General features: G+C 46.6%; 14 protein-coding genes. 13 read left to right on the top strand and 1 reads right to left on the bottom strand.

Going from position 1 to position 18,765, the window contains the following annotated elements; all coding sequences use genetic code 11:
• Positions 1–41 precede the first annotated feature (41 nt).
• The 9 genes from QYZ87_01210 to QYZ87_01250 are packed head-to-tail and all read left to right on the top strand — an operon-like array spanning position 42 to position 12,887.
• The gene (locus tag QYZ87_01210; GenBank protein MDN4753157.1) at positions 42–371 is read left to right on the top strand and encodes a hypothetical protein; all 330 of its coding nucleotides are present in this window, start codon (positions 42–44) and stop codon (positions 369–371) included.
• The gene (locus tag QYZ87_01215; protein MDN4753158.1) at positions 364–816 is read left to right on the top strand and encodes a hypothetical protein; all 453 of its coding nucleotides are present in this window, start codon (positions 364–366) and stop codon (positions 814–816) included. Before QYZ87_01210 ends, QYZ87_01215 begins: the two co-directional genes overlap by 8 nt.
• A gap of 51 nt (positions 817–867) precedes the next feature.
• Positions 868–1,323, top strand: a complete 456-nt coding sequence (locus tag QYZ87_01220; protein ID MDN4753159.1) for a hypothetical protein — start codon at positions 868–870, stop codon at positions 1,321–1,323.
• Between the two features lie 27 nt (positions 1,324–1,350).
• Positions 1,351–1,878: a hypothetical protein gene (locus tag QYZ87_01225; protein ID MDN4753160.1), complete on the top strand. Its 528-nt coding sequence runs from the start codon at positions 1,351–1,353 to the stop codon at positions 1,876–1,878.
• A gap of 3 nt (positions 1,879–1,881) precedes the next feature.
• Positions 1,882–2,400 carry a hypothetical protein gene (locus QYZ87_01230; protein ID MDN4753161.1) on the top strand — a complete coding sequence of 173 codons (519 nt, stop codon included), beginning with the start codon at positions 1,882–1,884 and terminating at the stop codon, positions 2,398–2,400.
• 14 nt (positions 2,401–2,414) lie between these two features.
• A complete protein-coding gene (locus tag QYZ87_01235; protein MDN4753162.1) occupies positions 2,415–2,564 on the top strand; it encodes a hypothetical protein in 150 nt (49 codons plus the stop codon).
• Between the two features lie 3 nt (positions 2,565–2,567).
• Positions 2,568–6,197 (top strand): hypothetical protein, encoded by a 3,630-nt coding sequence (locus QYZ87_01240; GenBank protein MDN4753163.1) that lies wholly within the window; start codon positions 2,568–2,570, stop codon positions 6,195–6,197.
• Positions 6,198–6,201: 4 nt separating this feature from the next.
• A complete protein-coding gene (locus QYZ87_01245; GenBank protein MDN4753164.1) occupies positions 6,202–6,948 on the top strand; it encodes a hypothetical protein in 747 nt (248 codons plus the stop codon).
• Positions 6,945–12,887 (top strand): hypothetical protein, encoded by a 5,943-nt coding sequence (locus QYZ87_01250; GenBank protein MDN4753165.1) that lies wholly within the window; start codon positions 6,945–6,947, stop codon positions 12,885–12,887. The genes QYZ87_01245 and QYZ87_01250 overlap by 4 nt, the downstream gene beginning before the upstream one ends.
• 66 nt (positions 12,888–12,953) lie before the next feature.
• On the opposite strand, the gene QYZ87_01255 is transcribed toward QYZ87_01250, so the two are convergent.
• Entirely contained in the window at positions 12,954–13,526 is a 573-nt protein-coding gene (locus QYZ87_01255) for a hypothetical protein (GenBank protein ID MDN4753166.1), read from the bottom strand.
• Positions 13,527–13,865: 339 nt separating this feature from the next.
• Between QYZ87_01255 and QYZ87_01260 the strand changes: the two genes are divergently transcribed.
• From QYZ87_01260 to QYZ87_01275, 4 genes are all read left to right on the top strand, one after another.
• Complete coding sequence (locus tag QYZ87_01260; GenBank protein ID MDN4753167.1) at positions 13,866–14,471, top strand: KilA-N domain-containing protein; 606 nt, start codon at positions 13,866–13,868, stop codon at positions 14,469–14,471.
• Positions 14,468–14,722, top strand: a complete 255-nt coding sequence (locus QYZ87_01265) for a hypothetical protein (GenBank protein ID MDN4753168.1) — start codon at positions 14,468–14,470, stop codon at positions 14,720–14,722. The genes QYZ87_01260 and QYZ87_01265 overlap by 4 nt, the downstream gene beginning before the upstream one ends.
• 877 nt (positions 14,723–15,599) lie before the next feature.
• Positions 15,600–17,279 carry an AAA family ATPase gene (locus QYZ87_01270; GenBank protein MDN4753169.1) on the top strand — a complete coding sequence of 560 codons (1,680 nt, stop codon included), beginning with the start codon at positions 15,600–15,602 and terminating at the stop codon, positions 17,277–17,279.
• A complete protein-coding gene (locus QYZ87_01275) occupies positions 17,279–18,568 on the top strand; it encodes a restriction endonuclease (GenBank protein ID MDN4753170.1) in 1,290 nt (429 codons plus the stop codon). The genes QYZ87_01270 and QYZ87_01275 overlap by 1 nt, the downstream gene beginning before the upstream one ends.
• Positions 18,569–18,765 lie beyond the last annotated feature (197 nt).

The following is an 18,765-nucleotide window of genomic DNA, read 5'->3' on the forward strand; positions in this document are numbered from 1 at the left end:
TAACCCCCTAAAGGGGGAATGTGAAAGAGAAAGGTTAATTAATGGATTGGAATTTACTCATAGGTACAGTACTTGGGCTGATCGGCACACCGATAGCTTGGTTCGCGGGTCGCAGGAAGGCGAATAATGACTTTCTGCGGGACCTGCAGGATAGCATCGACCTACTCTCCGAGAAAAATAAATCATTGCTTGAGGAGGTGGTGCAGCTGCGGCTTGAAAACTCACAATTGCAGGTCAACCAGCAGGAGCTGATGCGTCAGTTGGAGGCATTGCGTGAGGAGTCAGAAGCCATGAGTGCAGTGCTGAAGGAGATGAACATTTCCATCCCTCGCTCGAGACGTAGAACTACAACTATTAAAAAGGATGAATAAACGATACTTAATACTCATGGTAATGCTCATCGCCCTTGCAGGGTGCAGGGCGAAGCAACCTGTGATCCAGCAGGTGCCGATTAAGGAGATCACCCAAGTGGAGCTAAAGACAATTGAGCTACCAGGCGACTCGGTACTCATACGAGTGCCGCTCGAACGGCTTTCAAATGGCACTCAGACATCAGGAGTGTCTGTCTCTCCTAAAGGGCTACAGCTCCTATGGCAATTAAGACAAGGTATGCTCGAGCTACAAGCGAGGCACCCTCCAGAGCGCGTCGAGTACCCCGAAACGACTACCATCAAGGAAGTACCCGTGGAAGTGGTCCGAGAGATAGAAGTGAGCCACCTACACTGGTGGCAGAAAGCCTTGATGTGGATCGGGGTAATTAGTATCATTTATATATCAATAAAAGAGGGCATGGAAAATGCTCCGAGGAAATTATAACACTCTCCGAGAGTTTATGAATACTCTCCGAGAATAAATAGTAAGTAGAATATGGCATTTGAATATAAGATAGTCCAACGAAAAAGCAAGTTGAATGGAGGGCAGCAGATACAAATGGCTACCCAGATGTCCAAAGGTAAAGTGCCTATCCGAGACATCGCAAAGAGACTTGAGCAAATTACCTCGCTTGGTCGAGGTGATGTGATGAACGTACTGACGCACCTTGGCGAGGTGGTCAGTGAGTATATGCGGTTAGGGTATAGTGTTAATCTTCACGAGCTGGGCACCTTTACCCCACGCATTTCAAGTAAGTCAGTACCCGCTGGCGAAAAGTTTACCTCTGATTACATTCGAGGTGTTAAGATGCGCTTTACTCCATCTACCTTCATCAAGGCGGAGCTTAGTAGAGTGAAATTCGAGTGTCAAGCAGATGTGTGCAAGGCACCAACGACCAGCACACCACCTAAGGAGGAAACAACCCCAGAAGAAGGAGATACAGCAATCTAATAGTAAACAGAATAAAGAGATAATAGTATGTCAACAAATAATCCAATCGCAGTATTACGCATCAAGGAGGCTTACTTCGGAGAGCCGATTACCTCCAAGGATGCCATCGCAACCACCTCATTTACCACTAAGGCACCGATGCACTTTGATGGAGATGAAGTGGGTCTTTTCCGAGATAAACCCGAAAAATTTGAAATTGGCGTACACGAAAGCGACTCGCCTATCTACATCACTTACGACGGTGTACCTTACAAGTACACTGGTAGCTTTACCTCAGTAACGAAAGCACAGATGGCGGAGCTACTGGGTGGCGAAGCGACAGAAGGTGGTGTGGAGCTATCAGCTGATGTTAAGCGCATCCACAAGTCGGTTAAGCTGGTGATGAGCGACGGCTCGGTCATCGTCGTGCCCAACGCACAGGGATTTGTAACCATGAGCGGCAAAATTGGGAAAAAGAGTGTAGTTACCTTCCCATTCGAGTTCGAGTGCCTCGGGGCATCGACAGCGTGGAATGTCGCTATGGGTATCTACGATAAGGACCCATCAACGGTATAACCTATGGACGATAGCACAATGAGTGCTCTCGACCTGATCCTCCAGCGGGGCGTGCGGTTTCGGCTGCCCGCCCCGTTTTGGAAAAGAGTGATAGGGAGAGACACGGTAAAGATTAAGCCCCCCAGTGTGGGTACAGCTCTTATGATTTTACATGAGGCGGTGATTAATGACTTGGCAGAAGAGGAGATAAGCCAACTATACGTAAATGTAATTACGCCAAAACAACTTCTCGGAGTTAAACGTATTGTAGCCATAGCGATTCTTGGCAAAGCTCAGCCGAGAGAAAGAGAATTGGCAAGATTAGTGGATAAACTTGACCAAGTACTTCTTAAAGATCTGTTGCACCTCTATAATCTTACGATGACGATGTGCAGGGGTGAAAATTTTCGGAAAGCTACTCTCTCGGTGTGGGCATTGATAAGGATGCTTCGGGTGAGGCCACAAAGCAAGACGAGTCAAGAGTCAAAGGACTCGATAGCGTCTTCGGAGTCATCGGCAAGTGGAAACGAGATAGAGGACTAACACATGAGGATCTGATGGCTCAGCCACTTGCACTTTTGCTCCTCGAGGACATTGACCAACCATATATCGACTACAAGAGTAGCGAGGAAGATAAGGAGGAAACACCAGTGATAGAGGGGGCGAAAGAGTTAAGAAGTTTATTAGGCATCAAAGAAGAAAGTTAAAGCATGGATGAGGTAAGCATTGACATACGGCTCAATAGTAACGTAGAGGAGGAAGCAGGTAAAGCGACCTCGGCCATACAGGAGATGGCGCAAGGTGCTTTGGATGCTCAGGCAAAGCTAAAAGCAACAATGGACTTCAGAAAAAAGCTAATCAATGAGCTGAAGAATGCCATCATTGAAATCAATGATCAGATACAAGCACTCTCCTCGAAGAATAAAGACTGGGGTCTCACCAAAGATGGGAAATTCTATAAGCAGGAGCTAGCATCTGTAAATAAAGAAATTGAACTACAGGAAAAGGCGTTGGCAGCTGAAAGCAAAGAACTGGAGAAACTCATAAACGGATACGGTTTAATTGCTACGCAAATAAGAAAGACCAAAGCGGAGATGGCAACACTCTCGGCTGCTGGCAAACAGAATAGTGAGACCTACCGCAAGCTGGAGCGAGACCTCCAAGAGTTAGCCGAAGCGCAAGCGATGGTCAATCGTACGGGGCAAGAGCTCGCAAAGGGTAATAGAAGCTGGCAAGGTCTTGCCGATGCTGTGAGTGCTTTTTCTGGTGCGGCATCAGCTGCCACTGGTGCGTGGACACTCTTAGGGGGTAGCCAAGAGGACCAAGCCGCCATCCAGACCAAACTCCAGTCGCTGATGGCGATTACTATTGGTTTGCAGCAGGTGCAAAATGTACTCCTCGAGACCTCTACATTTAGAATACAAACAGTTACCAAGGTCAAACGCTTTTGGACCACCGCAAACACTAAATTAGCCGCATCATTGGGTATGTCTGCGGCAGCAGCCAAAGCACTCACCGCGACAATTACCCTCGGTTTGTCCGTCGCTATCGGCTTTTTAATCTCAGCTTATGACAAGTGGCAGAGCAAGCAAAAGGCGATACGTGAGGAGCAGGAGCGCTTTGCCTCCTCTGTATCGAATAAAGTTGGTGATGTCATTGCTACCTACAAGCGACTACAACAAGAGTTTGTAGCACTCAATGGTAACCTGAAAAAGCAAAAAGAGTTTGTCCAGAAGAATGCCGAAGCTTTTAAGCAGATGGGTGTAAAGGTAGATGATGTACGATCTGCCGAAAATCTACTGGTTGATAACACCGACGCCTTTGTCAAAAGCGTCATGATTAGGGCTAAGGCTGCCGCATCCATGGAGCTAGCCAGCGAAAAATACAAAGAGAGCATTCAAAAGATGATGCAGGCAGAGCAAAGAGCTGCCAATCCTACTGGTATGGATAGCTGGTTTGCATTTGAAGAAAATGTAAGGCAGTTTACTCTGGGCCTTGGGTGGGGAGACACGGATGGAGGTTATATCGCTAAACTAAGAAGTCGTGATATAGCTGATGACGCTCGTAAGGATAGAGAGGCAGGAGACCTTCTAATACAGAACTCTTTGAACTTTGAAAAAGAATACAAAGAGATCTGGGATAACATCGGAGTGGTCCCCATCGATACTATCAGTAAGAGTAGTAAGAGTACAGAAAATGCGTACAAAAAAATGTCGGATCGTCTTGCTCAAATCGCCAAGGCTAATGAGGAGGAACTGCTGGCTATTGAGTTGGCAGCACTTAAGGAGGGGCGCGAGAAGAAACTCCGAGAGCTGGAGATAGAAAATGAGAAGCGCAAGGCACTCCTCAAGGAGCGTCAGCGTGAGCTCGAGGAAATCGCCAAGGCGGGGATTGATACAACCGCCCAGCAAGCGAAACTGAAGCTCGTCAGCGACAATGGCGATGCGGAGTACCTCCGCAAGGTAGCCGAAGCCAATGCGGCATCTGACCGCATCATCCAAGAGGTGGAGGCAAGCCTTGATGCCAAGGTGGCTACGCGACAGGAACAACGCATTGCCCAGACGAAGCGTGAGTACGACGAGTGGCGGAAGGAGGCGGAAGCACACGTGAGGGATAAGGAGGAGCTTGCCGACATCCTCGTCCGAATAGCTACCGAAGAGCAAGCGGAGCTCTCTCGCATCCGAAAGGAGGGCGAGCTGGACCGCATCGACTTCGAGGAGATGATAGCTCTCCGCCGCATACAGATCTCCAACAAGCGGTATAACCTTGAGACAGAGCGTGAGGAGGAACTCCTCGAAACGGAGCTGGCATTTGCCCAAAAAAGACAAGCTAAGCTACAGGAGATGCAGGCGAATGGTGCTGATGTGGGCAAGGAGATAGAGGAGGTCACCGAGCGTATCAAAGACCTCACCGATGCCCTCGAGGATATACCCGTCCGCAAACTGGAGGAGATGGGTCGAGGCCTGCAGAGCATTTTCGGCTCGCTGTCTAAGTTGGGCGGAGAAATCGGCGAAACCTTTAGCTCGCTCGCCGAGTCGGTTGGTATTGCTGTTTCTGGGATAAAGTCCAAACTGTCTATAGATAAAGTGAGCGCTGCCATTTCGGGCATCATGCAGGTGGCAGATGTCGCCATACAGCAGGCTAAGGAAAATCGAGAGTTCATGAAGGCGTGGCAGGAGGCAAACGAGTCTGCACTGCAGGTAGCTCGGATGCAACGCATCGAGGCAGCAGGCTATAAAGAGGGTAATATCTTCGGCGTCGAAAACCCCTACGCACGAGCCATCGCTGGGGCTAAACAGTACGCTAAGACGATGTATGAGCTGCAGGCACTCTCCCGTACCCTTGCCAATGGCCAAGTACAGGTGGGTAGCAAAAAGGTAGTATCAGGCAGTAATGTGGCCAAAGGGGCAGCTGGTGGTGCAGCCGCTGGCGGTGTGGTGGGGTCTATATTTGGACCCATAGGTACAGCCATCGGTGCTGGTATCGGTGCCCTCATTGGTGGTATCTTCGGTGGATCTAAGAAAAAACTGGTGCCAGTTTTCGAATCTCTCGGCAAAAAGTATAAGGAGATATATGACAAGGATACTTTTGCACTCAACCCCGAAATCCTACAGGACTATGCTAAGCTGGATGACGCCACCAAAAAGTTGGTGGACAATTGGGATGCGATTCAAAAGAAAGCGCAGGAGGCGGAGCAACAGATGCGGGATAACTTCCGCTCGCTCTCTGGTGACATTGGTAGCCAGCTCTCCGAAGCGCTGAAGAAGGGAATAGCCGATGGCGATATCTATGCTGCCTTTGATGACTTCAAGTCGTACGCCTCTAAGGTCATCTACGACATCGGCGAGCAGATGATTTTCGCTCAGTTTTTCCAAGAGTCTTTCGATGAGCTCCAGAAGCGGATGGAGGATAGCTTTGGGGCAGGAGGAGACGGTGACATCAGAGACGATATCCGTTGGCTGGTCGATTCGGCTCGGGGCAATATCGATGGCTATAAAGATGCCATGGATGCTTTTCGGTCTGAGCTGGAGAAACAAGGTCTGCAGCTCCCTGATATGGATGCAGGGCGCAAGGCGGAGGCTCGAGGTATTGGTAGGATGACGCAAGACTCTGCAGAGCGACTCGAGGGACTGATGACGGTGCAGGTGGACCGACTATCGACCCTCGTAACTTACGCCAAGCAGACGGACGATTACCAGCGTGATGCAAGGGTGTACTTTGCTACCATGATCCGACAGATTGACCGCATCGCAGCGAATAGCGACTATCTCCGCAAGCTTGATAACATCGCTACTGACATGTATAGAGTGGCACAAGACGGTATTTACCTAAAGAAATAATGTGATGGCGACACTGATCAACAATATAGACATTAATGCACAAGGCATCTACCTCGCACGTCATGGCGCGGAGGAACTCTTTACGCTCCCTAATCTCTCCGATGCGGAGGTCAATGACTGGCAGGAGGTGGAGGGCTTACAGGTGGACTTTACCACCGTCCAGCTCCAGCACCCCGAGGTGGTGGTGCGTTACGTGGTTACTTCGCTCGCCGCTCGGTCGGCTCTCGAGCAATACCACAAGGCAGAGAGCATTAAGCTAACGCCCCACGGCTGGGGGCGTACCTTTACCCTCCGCAAGGCTAATGCGGACAACTGCAAGGTGCTGGCCAAGGGTGATCATATCATGGAAATAGCCTATCGCTATGAGCTGGACGACTTGCCTAAGACTCAGATAACGTCAGATGTGGAGCCTGTAGTTTTTAGATCAAGATACAAAATTGGAGGTGTCTCACTATCTCAATTTGGAATGGTCATCAACGAGACACATGCGCTCTATACACCTGATGATTTTAAGGCATTGACGCTCGTGCGAGATATGAGAGAGGCACAACTAATGTGTACGATGTTCGCATCATCTTGGTCGGTGCTGTGGGCTAATCGTGCAGCTCTCTGGGATGCTCTGCAAGGGGAGTTATCTCTATCTACGGACATGGGCACAACTCTTAAGGCTCGCTACCTCTCATGCTCGACACCTAAGCAGGTGAGCCAGCAACCAGTTATCTCATTTACGCTTAATCTACAATTGATATGATAACTATATACAACGCACAAGGAACTAAGATTATTGATGTGGCCAACCTCGAGGGGAGCTACTGCGATCGCTCGATCATGGGTGGCAGCACCCTCCAGTTGGTGGTTAAATCTGATAAGCCTATTGATATCCCTCTTAACTCTTATGTGGAGTATGAGGCACGTCGCTATACATTGCTATACCCCGCGAGCATCAAAAAGCAACACAGCAAGGAGTTTGATTACACCCTGCTTTTCCACGGTGAGGAGGAGCTCCTCGCCTCCTGTCTCATCAAGGATATCTCGGGTGGAGTGCCTTATCGTGTTAAGTTTGCCATCACGGCTAAACCCATTGACTATATCCGCTGTATCGTGGACTCACTCAATGAGCACTACGGCGGTGGGTGGAGTGTTGGCAATGTGATCGAGGCGACCGAACAGACACTCGCCTTTAGTCATGAGTACTGCCTCGGGGCCATCTCTAGAGTGGCGGAGGTGTTTAATACTGAGTTTAGCGTCGACAATAAGACGGTATCGCTCGGCAAGGTAAGCATCATGGAGGATAACCCTCTACCGATGAGCTACGGCAATGGTAAGGGTTTCCGCCCTGGCACTGGGCGACACAATGACGGTAAAAAGTCGGCGATCGGCAAACTCTATGTCGAGGGTGGCACACGGAATATTGACTACTCCAGCTACGGAGCTCAGGTGCTCCTCCTACCTAAATCTGCAACGCTACAGTACAATGGTCGTACATATCATACGGATGCGCATGGCATGTACATCACCTGTGATCAGGCTGTCGGCACTGCGGAGGATAGCTACGATGGATCCGCCGTATATCCGATGCGGGAGGGTACAGTGTCTGAGGTCATTGAGGAGGCAGATGGATACGACTTTACCGACACCTCTATCCCTGAGAGCTTGAATTTTAACGACTACCGTATCAAAGGCGAAAAAGCGGTGGTGGTCTTTCAGACGGGAGCACTCACAGGACGGGAGTTTGCCCTTGTGCAAACGAAAGACAAACTCACTGGCTATATCCACTCCGAGCGAAAGTTTAAGCTCGTGAGCGAGGAGCAGGATGGATTTATGATGCCTGGGGGCAACTTTGTCCCCAAGTCAGGCGACAAGTACGCTATCTTTAATATTACGCTCCCTGCCGAATACCTCTCGAACGCTTCTCAAAGGCTCTTCGAGGAGGCAGTACGATACTTCGATACGGTCATTAATCCTCCCTATATCTTTTCTGGGGAGGTAGATCCCATCTGGGCGAAGAAGGAGTGGCTACGCATCGGTGGGTATATGCAGCCAGGTGGGCATTTACTTTTTAGCGACCCGCAGTATCACCCCGAGGGATCTGTCATCCGAGTGACGGGTGTCCGCACACTCCTCGACAAGCCCTACGCTCCACAGCTCACCCTCTCCAATGCACCAGCTGCACTCAGTGTGAGTAACGCCCTCTCCAAGCTCGAAGCAGACAAGGTGATAGCCGAGCGAGAGCGGAGGGCACAGCAACGCTCGCAGCGACAGGACTACCAGCAGGCGCTGGAGTTCATCGGGATGGTCGAAAAGGCTATTGAAGGGCTGGAGGGCTTTACGGCGAGGATAAAACCGAGCGTCGTGGAGACCATGGCCATCCTCATGGGGAGTCAGGCAACACAGTTTAGTTTTGTGCAAGCGATCAACTCGATGGAGGCAGCTCCTTTTGTGGTCAATTATGACCCCAGCACCAAGCGAGTAGTCATCAGTAAAGGCATCATTCGCCATCAGACCATCGGCATTAGTGATTTGACGGCCAATCGACCAGCTACTGATTATCGGTACTGGTCAATTCCAGAGTACATCTCGCCAGCACTTACTGATGATTTCGCCAGCTATTACATCTATGCCAAGGTGGTAAAGGATGGACAAACAGGTAACTACCTCTTGTCCGCTGACCCGATAGACTTTGAGAGCGATCCGCTGAGTTACCACCTGCTCATCGGCACGCTCTCCAGCATCGTGGATGGCGATCGTGCGTACAACAAACTCTACGGATATAGCCTTTTGAGCCCAGGTCAAATGGTCCTAAATAGCATCTCGAGCTCCAATAGTGCTATGACCATTAACCTCGAGACTGGCGAGATTTACTCCGATAGCATCTCTTTTAAGCGTCCAGATACTGGGGCGAAAGAGAATGTTGGTGATGCCATCGCGGAGCAGGAAGCGAAAGTAGATGAAGAACAGCGAGCCAGAGAGGAAGCGATAAGAATAGAGCGGGAAGCGAGGCTTAAGGCAGAAGAGGAAGCGAGGCAGGCGAGGGTAGAGCTAGAAGAGCTCCTGCAGTCATTAAAAGACAGCACTACCTCTGACACGTCCACACTAACTGAACTTATCAATAAGGTTAATCTCACCCTTGATAATCTACAAGAGCAAGTAGATGGCGAGGTGTCGAACTGGTTCTATCCGGGGTCTCCGAGTACAACAAAGCTACCTGAGAGCGAATGGATTACGGACGCTATCAGGACTAGGCATATAGGTGATACATATACATCCACAGATACCTCTGGTCAGTATATGGGTAAGAGCTGGAGGTACACAACGAACTTCACATGGGTAGAGATTGCCGATACGCTCATCTCACAAGCTCTAGCTATGGCGAGTAAGGCGAAGACCGTGGCCGACGGCAAGAGTACCACATTCCTTGTGAAGCCTACAAAGTACGAGGAGGGCGATACGTGGGTAATGGAGTCATCGCAAGTGGTGAATGGGATTTCGTACGAGGCTGGTACGATGCTATTTGCCAAGCAGGGAAGTAGTGTGTTTATTGAAAGCCACTGGGTTGACAAAGTACGGTACATCGGTGCAACACAGCTCAGGGAGAGTGAAGCTGCCAGCAAGGCAGCATGGGAAGCTTATGCCAATGCACAAGCCAAGCTCGCAGAGGAGCAAGCCATCGCTAATGCTGATGGGAAGATTACAGCAGAAGAGCAAGCAAGGATTGATGCAGTAAAGAAAGCAGTAGAGACAGCCAAGGCTTATGCTTTAGCACAGGATGAACTCCTGAAAAAACAGCAGGAGGCCTATGCGGACGGGGTCCTGACTGAAGCAGAGAAGAGAGCAATAGCCGTCGCTCAAGCAAAGGCTAATCTGGCGGAGACTAATGCAAAGGCATACGCAGACGGGGTGGTTACAGAGGCGGAGAAGAAAGCGATAGCAGAAGCAAAATCAGCCTATGAAAAAGCCCTGAGCGAAGCCAAATCATACACCGACCTTAAGGCATCCGTGGAGGTCATTGACGCAAATACAAAGAGATTCAAGAATGTAGCAGGTTATTCGAAGAATGAATACTTAACTGGTTATATGGTGATAACATCGCCAATTCAGCCCAGACGAATGACAAGGACGATTATTGATGGCTTCAATTACGTGGGTTCGAACATTGGCATCGGCTCATTCGAGCTGGATATATCTGCATATATAGTCAACGCAACGGGCTGGAATACACTCTCGTTCGTCCAGCGTGGGAGCGTGAACATTCCAAAGGTTCAGGTGGCGAGAACAGCTGCCGACATAACAGGAGCACTCGTGTTTATAATTGGATTAGCAAACACAAAGTGGGGCTATCCTAAGGTAGCGGTAAGAGACAGCATCGTCGGGTACTCTACTCCGCCTGATAGCTACAAGGATGGGTGGAGCATAACCGTCACTGATGACATATCAATGTACCACACCATCACAGAAGTTCCTGGAACGAATCTAGAATCGGAGCTTAAGGGTGCTGTCAAGGCGACCACCGACCTAAAGACCTACACAGACGGAGCGTTTGCGGACGGCATAATAAGTAAAGCGGAAGCCATCAGCATCGAGAAGCTGAAGAACGGGGTCAATGAAGCGTGGTCACGTGCGTTCGGCGAGTACTCCAAAGTATTCGCAAATCCAGCGCTGGTTGGCACATCAAAGACGACGTTAGAGAACACTAAGATAAGCCTCGCAGGGGCAAAAGACGCTCTGCTGTCAGCAATCACCACAGCGATAGCAGACGGAAAGAGTACCCCCGCCGAGAAGTCCGCGGTAGACAAAGCTTACGCAGACTTTAACACCAAGCTACAAGCATTCCAGAGCGCACTCAAGGACGCAGAAAAGGCGATAAGCGATAGGATAGGTGCAATAGTGGACACCAGAGATACGAACCAACCGCCAAATTGGTATCGTAAGAATTACCGCTATACCACCGTCAAGGAGTTTAAGTTTCAAGGTGTTATTGAAATTCCGAAGGTCTGGAGGGATGGCTCGTATTGCACGCTTGAGACGACAGTCAATTGGAGTAATTCAAGTGGCGGACGAGTGACGCAGAAAGCGACTCTTAACAGCGGTCAGGAGTTGTATCGTGTCGGTAGTGCTGATGATAGTGCGTGGGGCGAATGGAGCAATCTCAAAGCGGAGGTACAAGAGATCAACGCTGGGCTTTCCAACGCAAATACGCTTATTGAGACACTCGAGACCATCACTAAGCAACTGAAGGAGGGCAAACTTGATGCCAGCAAGTTCGATGACATCCGCTACCTCACCGACGCCCTCCAGCACGGCGAGACCACCATCGCTGGCGGTCTCATCCTCACTAAATCCATCCTCATGAGTAACGTGAGTGGCGGGATCACAACCGCCATCTCAGGCTACAACGAGGGGGGCGGTGTCGCTTTCGAAGCAGGGATCAAGAACTATAAGCAAGAGAACCACACCTCCCGAGTGGTAATCAACCACGACGGAACAGCTCGATTCGGCGACATGTATGTCAATACCGAAGATGAGGATGTCGTGAAATTTATAGATCAGTCGTCTGGAAAAAATCACGAGTATCTGAAGTTTGGTGGAACTGCCCCCAGCGAAAGCTACATGAACGATCAGAGTACAGTGATTAAAGAGTTCCCGATGCCGTCTGTACGAGCTGAAAACAAGAGTGGCGAGTTCCTTATTGGGAAAGAATATGAGAGTGTCGAAAGCAACAGAGAGATAAGGCATGAGTTCGAATTAACCGCTACCGCGGTGGCAGTCGCAATTCGGGAAAATCTTAACTCCGGAGGACTATCGATTATGTCAGCCCGTTCTGCTTATGAGCTAGGAAGTGACCGAGGAGACAGAATAATTAACTATCTGCCTGCCTGGGCGAATAGCACTGCTCATGTGGAAGTCAAAGTGTACAATAAATCTGGAGTCGTCGTATGGAGCGACACAAGCACGAAAGTTACAGCAAGTGCACACGCCAAGGGAGGCTCTGTCTCATACACGGAAATCTTACCCCTCGAGGATATCCAAGATGTGCAGACCCAGACGAAGAAAGTATATATGCGCATTCCAGCAAATGTAATGGTAAAAGGGTACAAATGGAGGGTTTATCTTGTGGTGAATGGCTCTGCAAGCGACGGAGGAAGTTCTTATCGAGCATATACAAATGCGGGTAAAGAGTTCGTCCCTTACGACCTCTCAAAACCCTTTGTGGCACTAGCGAAAGACCGTGTAGCGTTTTTCTTTGGACGACAAAGGCAGATACTATTCAACTACTTAAGCAACTGGGTGGTGAAAATAGTGGGGGATGTCCTCGTGCAAGGTGTTATAAAAGCAAATGCAATAGAAGCTGACGAGTGGAAAGGCAGCGGTGCCGTCCTCGCTGGTGCCATGTTTGATGAGAATGGCAAAGAGCTGAAGGGCTTCGGGAAGTATAAGAATAGGTCAGGGCAGAGCTATGGTAGTACAGTCTATTCTTATAATAGTAAGCTCTACACTGTCTACCACTCCATCCCACACAGCCGATACGTGCCGGTCGTGCAGGTCTCAGGAGAGACAGGAAACAATGGCGGATGGTCTCTTACGACACGAGTCTATAGTGTCTCGGCATATAGCTTTACGGTGGGCATAATCACCAATGGAGACAATAAAACACGAAATGGGCTATCCTACGTAGCCTACCAAGCTGACTAAGAGAAAGAGGGAGGAGCGACCAGTATAGTCACTCCTCCCTCTCCTTTTCTCTGTTGGAAAGTTATCTTATTGCTTTCCCTCCGCTTTTAATGCCTCCCACTCCGCTTTGGTGATAGGGATGGCAGTAAAGGCCTCCTTGAAGAGCCTATACACTTCATCGTAATCCCCCGCCTTGTAAGCCTTGCGAATTCCCTCGCTTGCTTCCTTCATCACTGCGTTAGGGATGTACGCCCCTACGTCACCCTCTACGATTGGGATAAGGATACGCACATCTCGCCAGTCGAGGAATCCCTCGTTAAGAGAGCCATCCTCTGAGATGATCATTTCTCCCCACATCTTTATCCTGGCGTTAGCGATATCTCTTTGTTCATCGCCGACTCCAATGTTTGTTTCACGTTTATAGATTGGATCGTAAAAATAAAACATTAGTGCCTTCTCCACGACCTCCTTCGGCGTCAAACGCTTGAACTGATCCCCCTCCACGGTGGGGATTGTATTATCCTCAATTACCCTCATACCATCATTTTTAATGTTAACATAAACGAAAGCACCATCCTTGAGCACCTTCGGCTTTTTGTCCCCGTTACACGCTGTAAGCAATGCCACTACTGCCAGCATCATCACTAATACCTTTTTCATATTATTTTAGTTTTTATAATTAATTGATTCTTTTACAAATATACACTAATCCGCGTATATAGTTAGATAAATCCGTCAATAGTTGCGGATTCGCCCCCATCATTGTGTTGTATCTCCTGATATAATCTTTTGCAGTTCCAATAATTTCTGTATATTTGTCGTGCTAACAATCTAAGAGGGCGGAAGCTCTCGACACATAAACGAGGGCTATTTTTATATCCGCTCACTTGGAAAAATAAAACTGCGGTCGTACCCCTGCGTGGTAGGTTAATGCCCCACAAACAAATCTCTTGGATTGTTAGCAGCAGGAAAGGCGACCGCTTTTTATTACTTACAATTATGGTACAGAAATCGACCAACATCTTTGCCTACGAAGGCAACAACATCACCTTTGCTAAGGGCGACGACCTTATGATCAACGCAACCCAAATGGCACGACCTTTTGGAAAAAGACCAGCCAAATGGCTTGAACTTCCATCTACTCAAGAATTCATTTCTCAGCTCTCAGCTATCCGAAAATCGGATAGGTTAATCGAAACAGTTAATGGTGTTGGTACATGGATGCACGAAGATGTAGCACTTGAATTTGCAAGATGGTTGTCCCCACTGTTTGCTATTTGGTGTAATGACCGTATCAAGCAACTTCTCCTTGATGGTGTAACCTATCTCGAGCCGAAGGCCTTTAAGGACGTGCCGATGGTGATCACTTCAGAGGGTAAGCAAGGGTACTACTTCCGTGATGTGCTGAGCGCTGTGGGGTATTCTCGTATGAGTGGCACCGCAAACGACTATAAGAAGCGGTACCCCAATGACTTCTTTCAACTCGCAGGTCGTAACTATTGTAGCCCTCGCATCGCACAGCTCATAGGGAAGAGGGCTGAGATTCGACAGCTCGAAGCCGAGATGATGCAGTCACTCCCAAGTGGAGAGGAGGTGTGCTTATGATGCGTGCTGGAAAAGCAGTACAGGATGCTCGAATGAGGTTCTTGGATGACTTATTCTCGTGGGATTCGGCTACTAATATGTATCGGAGCTTATCCAATGCATGTCTGCGACTGACGATTAACTATCTCTATTATAATGAGAGTACAGGGGTAATACCGACTACGAAGGATATTGACGAACTCAGACTACTGTACGACTTGGTAGATTGGCTCGGCAATGTGGCTGAAGCCGAAGGGGAGGAGTTGAAGTAGTCGCTATTAAGTGACAAATGAGGAAGCCCGGGCTATTTCGGTAGCCCGGGCTTTTTCGTTCGTTCGCCGCTCGACCACCACCAGAGAGGCACCCGAATAATATTATAAATGTACGTGTGCGTCACAATCAAATGAGCCGTTTCGTTTTTCATCCTCTCCATTTTCTATACAACATAGAGAGCCATTTCGTTTTGTCTTTGAGAGCCGTTTCGTTTCGGCGATTATACATAGGAAAGAAAAATCCATCTCATAGGAAAAATATTTTTTTCCTATGAGATGGAGAAACGTTTCTTATATGAAGAATTACCGCAGTATTCCGATTAAGAAGTTGACATCAAACATTTCGTTTAATCACTATTATAACAACATACTTTTAGCCTATTCAAAACAAATGTGATTTAGTAACCGTGTGATACAACATAAAATTAAAGATAACATAATGTTGATTGGACAAACATCTTTAATTCACATCATTTTAGCTCATCCATTTACAGTAATACATGAGTTATCATTAAAGTTATATTACATCCTTCATAGGTACTCCTAAAGGCGAAATTCATTTCGTTTTTTTCTAATTTATAAAACTTCCTTTCAATACTTAAAAGGAAGTTTTTGCAGTATTCGCATCAGGGGCGTACATTTGTTGAAATGAATGAATATAATTTCTAAAATCTCGCTTCCTTGTGAAAACTTGAATCATTTATCTTGATAATAATGGGATAACTTGTACTAAAAGGATTATATTTGCGATGAAGAGGGTTGTGTGTAAAAGCTATTATGACTGTTAGTTTTTCTTATTACTAAGCCAACCCTTTCTTCTTTTTCCAATATCGTTCACATAGGACAACATGTAGTATTAATTTAACTTTGATAAGATATGGATAAACACTCTGAGAAACTATGGCATATTCAAATGCACTTACCAGAGGGGAAAGACGGCATAAGAATCGATCCGAAAGATATGCTCTTAAGAGAAAATCCAGTGATTGGTACAGGAGAATGGGACGACCCACAATGTCGGAATTTCAAAGAACTCCCAATTGGGACCATCATATTAGTACGAGAAGGGAAGCATGCCATCGCATTATGTAAGATCATTAGCGAGTCGTTTACAAGCCATGAATTGCAAGAGAAATTCCTAAATATAAACTATAGAAAAGTAAAAATACTTGGGTTTGTTCCTGATGAGGCTCAACCACGTCCAACTTTATTTTCTCAGGGGACATTGAAGTCATGTGGTCCTCGGACAGAACAATGGGAGTACATTGATAAATTAATATCTATGATGGAAAATAATAAAACGATGGAGAGTTATATCCATCTCTTAAAAGAGAAAAAGAATATCATCTTGCAGGGGGCACCTGGAACTGGTAAGACCTATACCACTGCATCGATTGCTGTTCGGATGTGTAATAAAGACTTTTCAGACTTTGACAACCACGCAAAAGTCATGAAAGAATATGAGCGTTTACAGGATGCTGGACAAATAGCATTTTGTACATTTCATCAATCAATGGACTATGAAGATTTTGTTGAGGGTTTGAAGCCAGAAATCATAGGGAATTCAGTAGAATATAATGTAGAAAGTGGAATCTTTAAGAACATCTGTGAAAAGGCTCAAACAAAAGAAGATGTAGATATCATTTCTAGTATTGATAAGTATCTAGAATCTATTAAGGGATTTGAAAACAAGAAAGTCATCCCAACGATTTCCGGCAAATCAGAGATCTATGTTTGGTGGACAGAAGGGAATAATACCATCAGTACTCGTAGTGTAATCTCAAAGAGTGAAAAGGGAGAGCAGTACACCCCATCACCACTTAATATAGAAAAAATTAAACTACAAGCTATTGGTGAAGGAAAAGAGAATAATTGGCACCGATACGCCAAAGCATTTATTAATGCTGTGAAGAAAGAATACCATATTGATAATCAAGTATCTGACAAGCCTTACATCCTTATCATCGACGAAATCAATAGAGGTAATGTCTCCAAAATATTTGGGGAACTTATCACTTTATTAGAAGCAGATAAGCGTAGTGGTGGAGGAGATCATCATATAAGTTTAAAGTTACCATACTCCAAAGATGATTTCTCTGTACCCTCTAATCTATACATCATTGGAACAATGAATACAACGGATAGATCCACAGGTACGATAGACTATGCAATACGCCGTCGCTTTGCCTTTATTACCTTGGAGTCAAGTGCTGATGTTATTAGAGAGTCGGTTAATGAGGAGGTTCGTGACATAGCACTAGCTTTATTTGAAGAAATCAATGGAAAATCAAGAAACGATAAGGATTCTTTTATTGCCAAGCATAAGGCTGCGGACTTTGAGCTTGAGGACTTGAAGGTAGGACACAGCTATTTCATGGCTAAGGATATTGACACCCTTAAGATGAAGATGCGTTATGAGGTCGTCCCTTTGCTAAAAGAGTATATCAAGGATGGTATCCTAAGAGGTATGCAAGGCGATGAAGAATATTTTCAGAAGTGGATGAATGCAGAGTGTCTTCACACAGGAAGAGCACCTATAATAGGCATGAATGAGTAATGCTGGAACACGAAAAAATCCCGTATAATTCTTTCGACTTTCAACATATTTGGAAAGACGGAATGCGTTTGCCTGCTCAGAGTCAAGGCCTAGACAGATGGTTCTTTCAATGGCAGTGGCATAATCCTTTGGATATAGAAAGATGCGAGGAGGATGACACTGTAGTCGAAAGTCCATCGGGATATTATGCATCATATGTTATCGGAGCTCAGTGGTTCGATGAAGAAAAGAAAACCATGCCCCTTGTAGTCACGACAAAGCATGGGTGTGACAAAGTAGATTTCTTGAATATGTTCAGCACTTGTTTTAATAGCGGCATATCCGCAGAGGAATTCTCTCGAATTTACGAAGTTGACATGGAACAACCTCGCATTAGGGCACCACAGCTAAATAGTGTGTTGAGTCCTTTGATAATCGTGCATTTTCTGATTGTTGTCCAAGAGATAATAAAACGTGGGCTTAAGAAAGATTATGTAGAAAGAGAGAATAACCTTAACAAGGTCAAAGGGCGTATTGATATCTCTCGTAACGAACGTACCAATATCATGCGGAAACGTTATGACAAGGTCTTTTGTAGGTATCAGGAATACTCTGAGAATATTCCTGAAAATCGATTACTAAAAAAGGCGTTGCTTTTTTCCCGTCAAATTCTACACCATTCAGCGATAAGTAAAAGCCTCATCCCTTTACGGCATACTGTCAATCAGCTTTTATCCTCTTTTTATGGAGTTGATGACCGAATAGAAGTATGGGAAGTTAAAAGCATAAAACATCATAAGATCTTTAAGGAGTACGATGAGGCGATAAGACTTGCACAAATGATACTTCGACGATACGATTATAATATCACAAATATCAATTCTCCAGCAGAAGAGTATTGCCCTGTTTTTTGGGTGGACATGTCATTACTTTATGAGCATTATGTTTTTGGCTTACTGAAAGAGGCTTATGGAGATAAGATAAAATACCAATCACGGGGCTATACGGGGTATCCTGACTTTATTTGTTATGAGCCAAAAATCATAATGGATACTAAGTATATCCCTCGCTTTGAGAGAGGAAAGATCGATGTAGATATTGCAAGGCAACTAAGTGCTTATGCACGCGATCGTCTTTTATTCAAAGAGCCCCCAACTGAAAACATCCCTTGCCTTATCATTTATCCGAAAGAAGGAGAGCCACAAAATCCATTCAAGGACACACCTCTTACTAAGCTGATAGAGAACGAAGACAAACATTTGTGGAATTTTCATCGTATAGCAGTACCATTACCAACACTTGCCATATGATCGACAGAAAAGTCCGACTTCTATATCAGATGTAAGAGCATAGAGGTAACCTAGTAGTAAGCTAAAAAGCTTTCGAATCAATCCTTTCTTTCAAATTACTGAACGGGACTCTCAAAAGTTCACTATTATTATAACCCTTCCCTAAATTGCGTATTGCCGGAAGCAGTATAGGCGTCCATCTTTGTTCCGATGATTTT

The organism is Porphyromonadaceae bacterium W3.11 (assembly GCA_030434245.1).
In the GTDB taxonomy this organism is placed as follows: domain Bacteria; phylum Bacteroidota; class Bacteroidia; order Bacteroidales; family Porphyromonadaceae; genus Porphyromonas_A.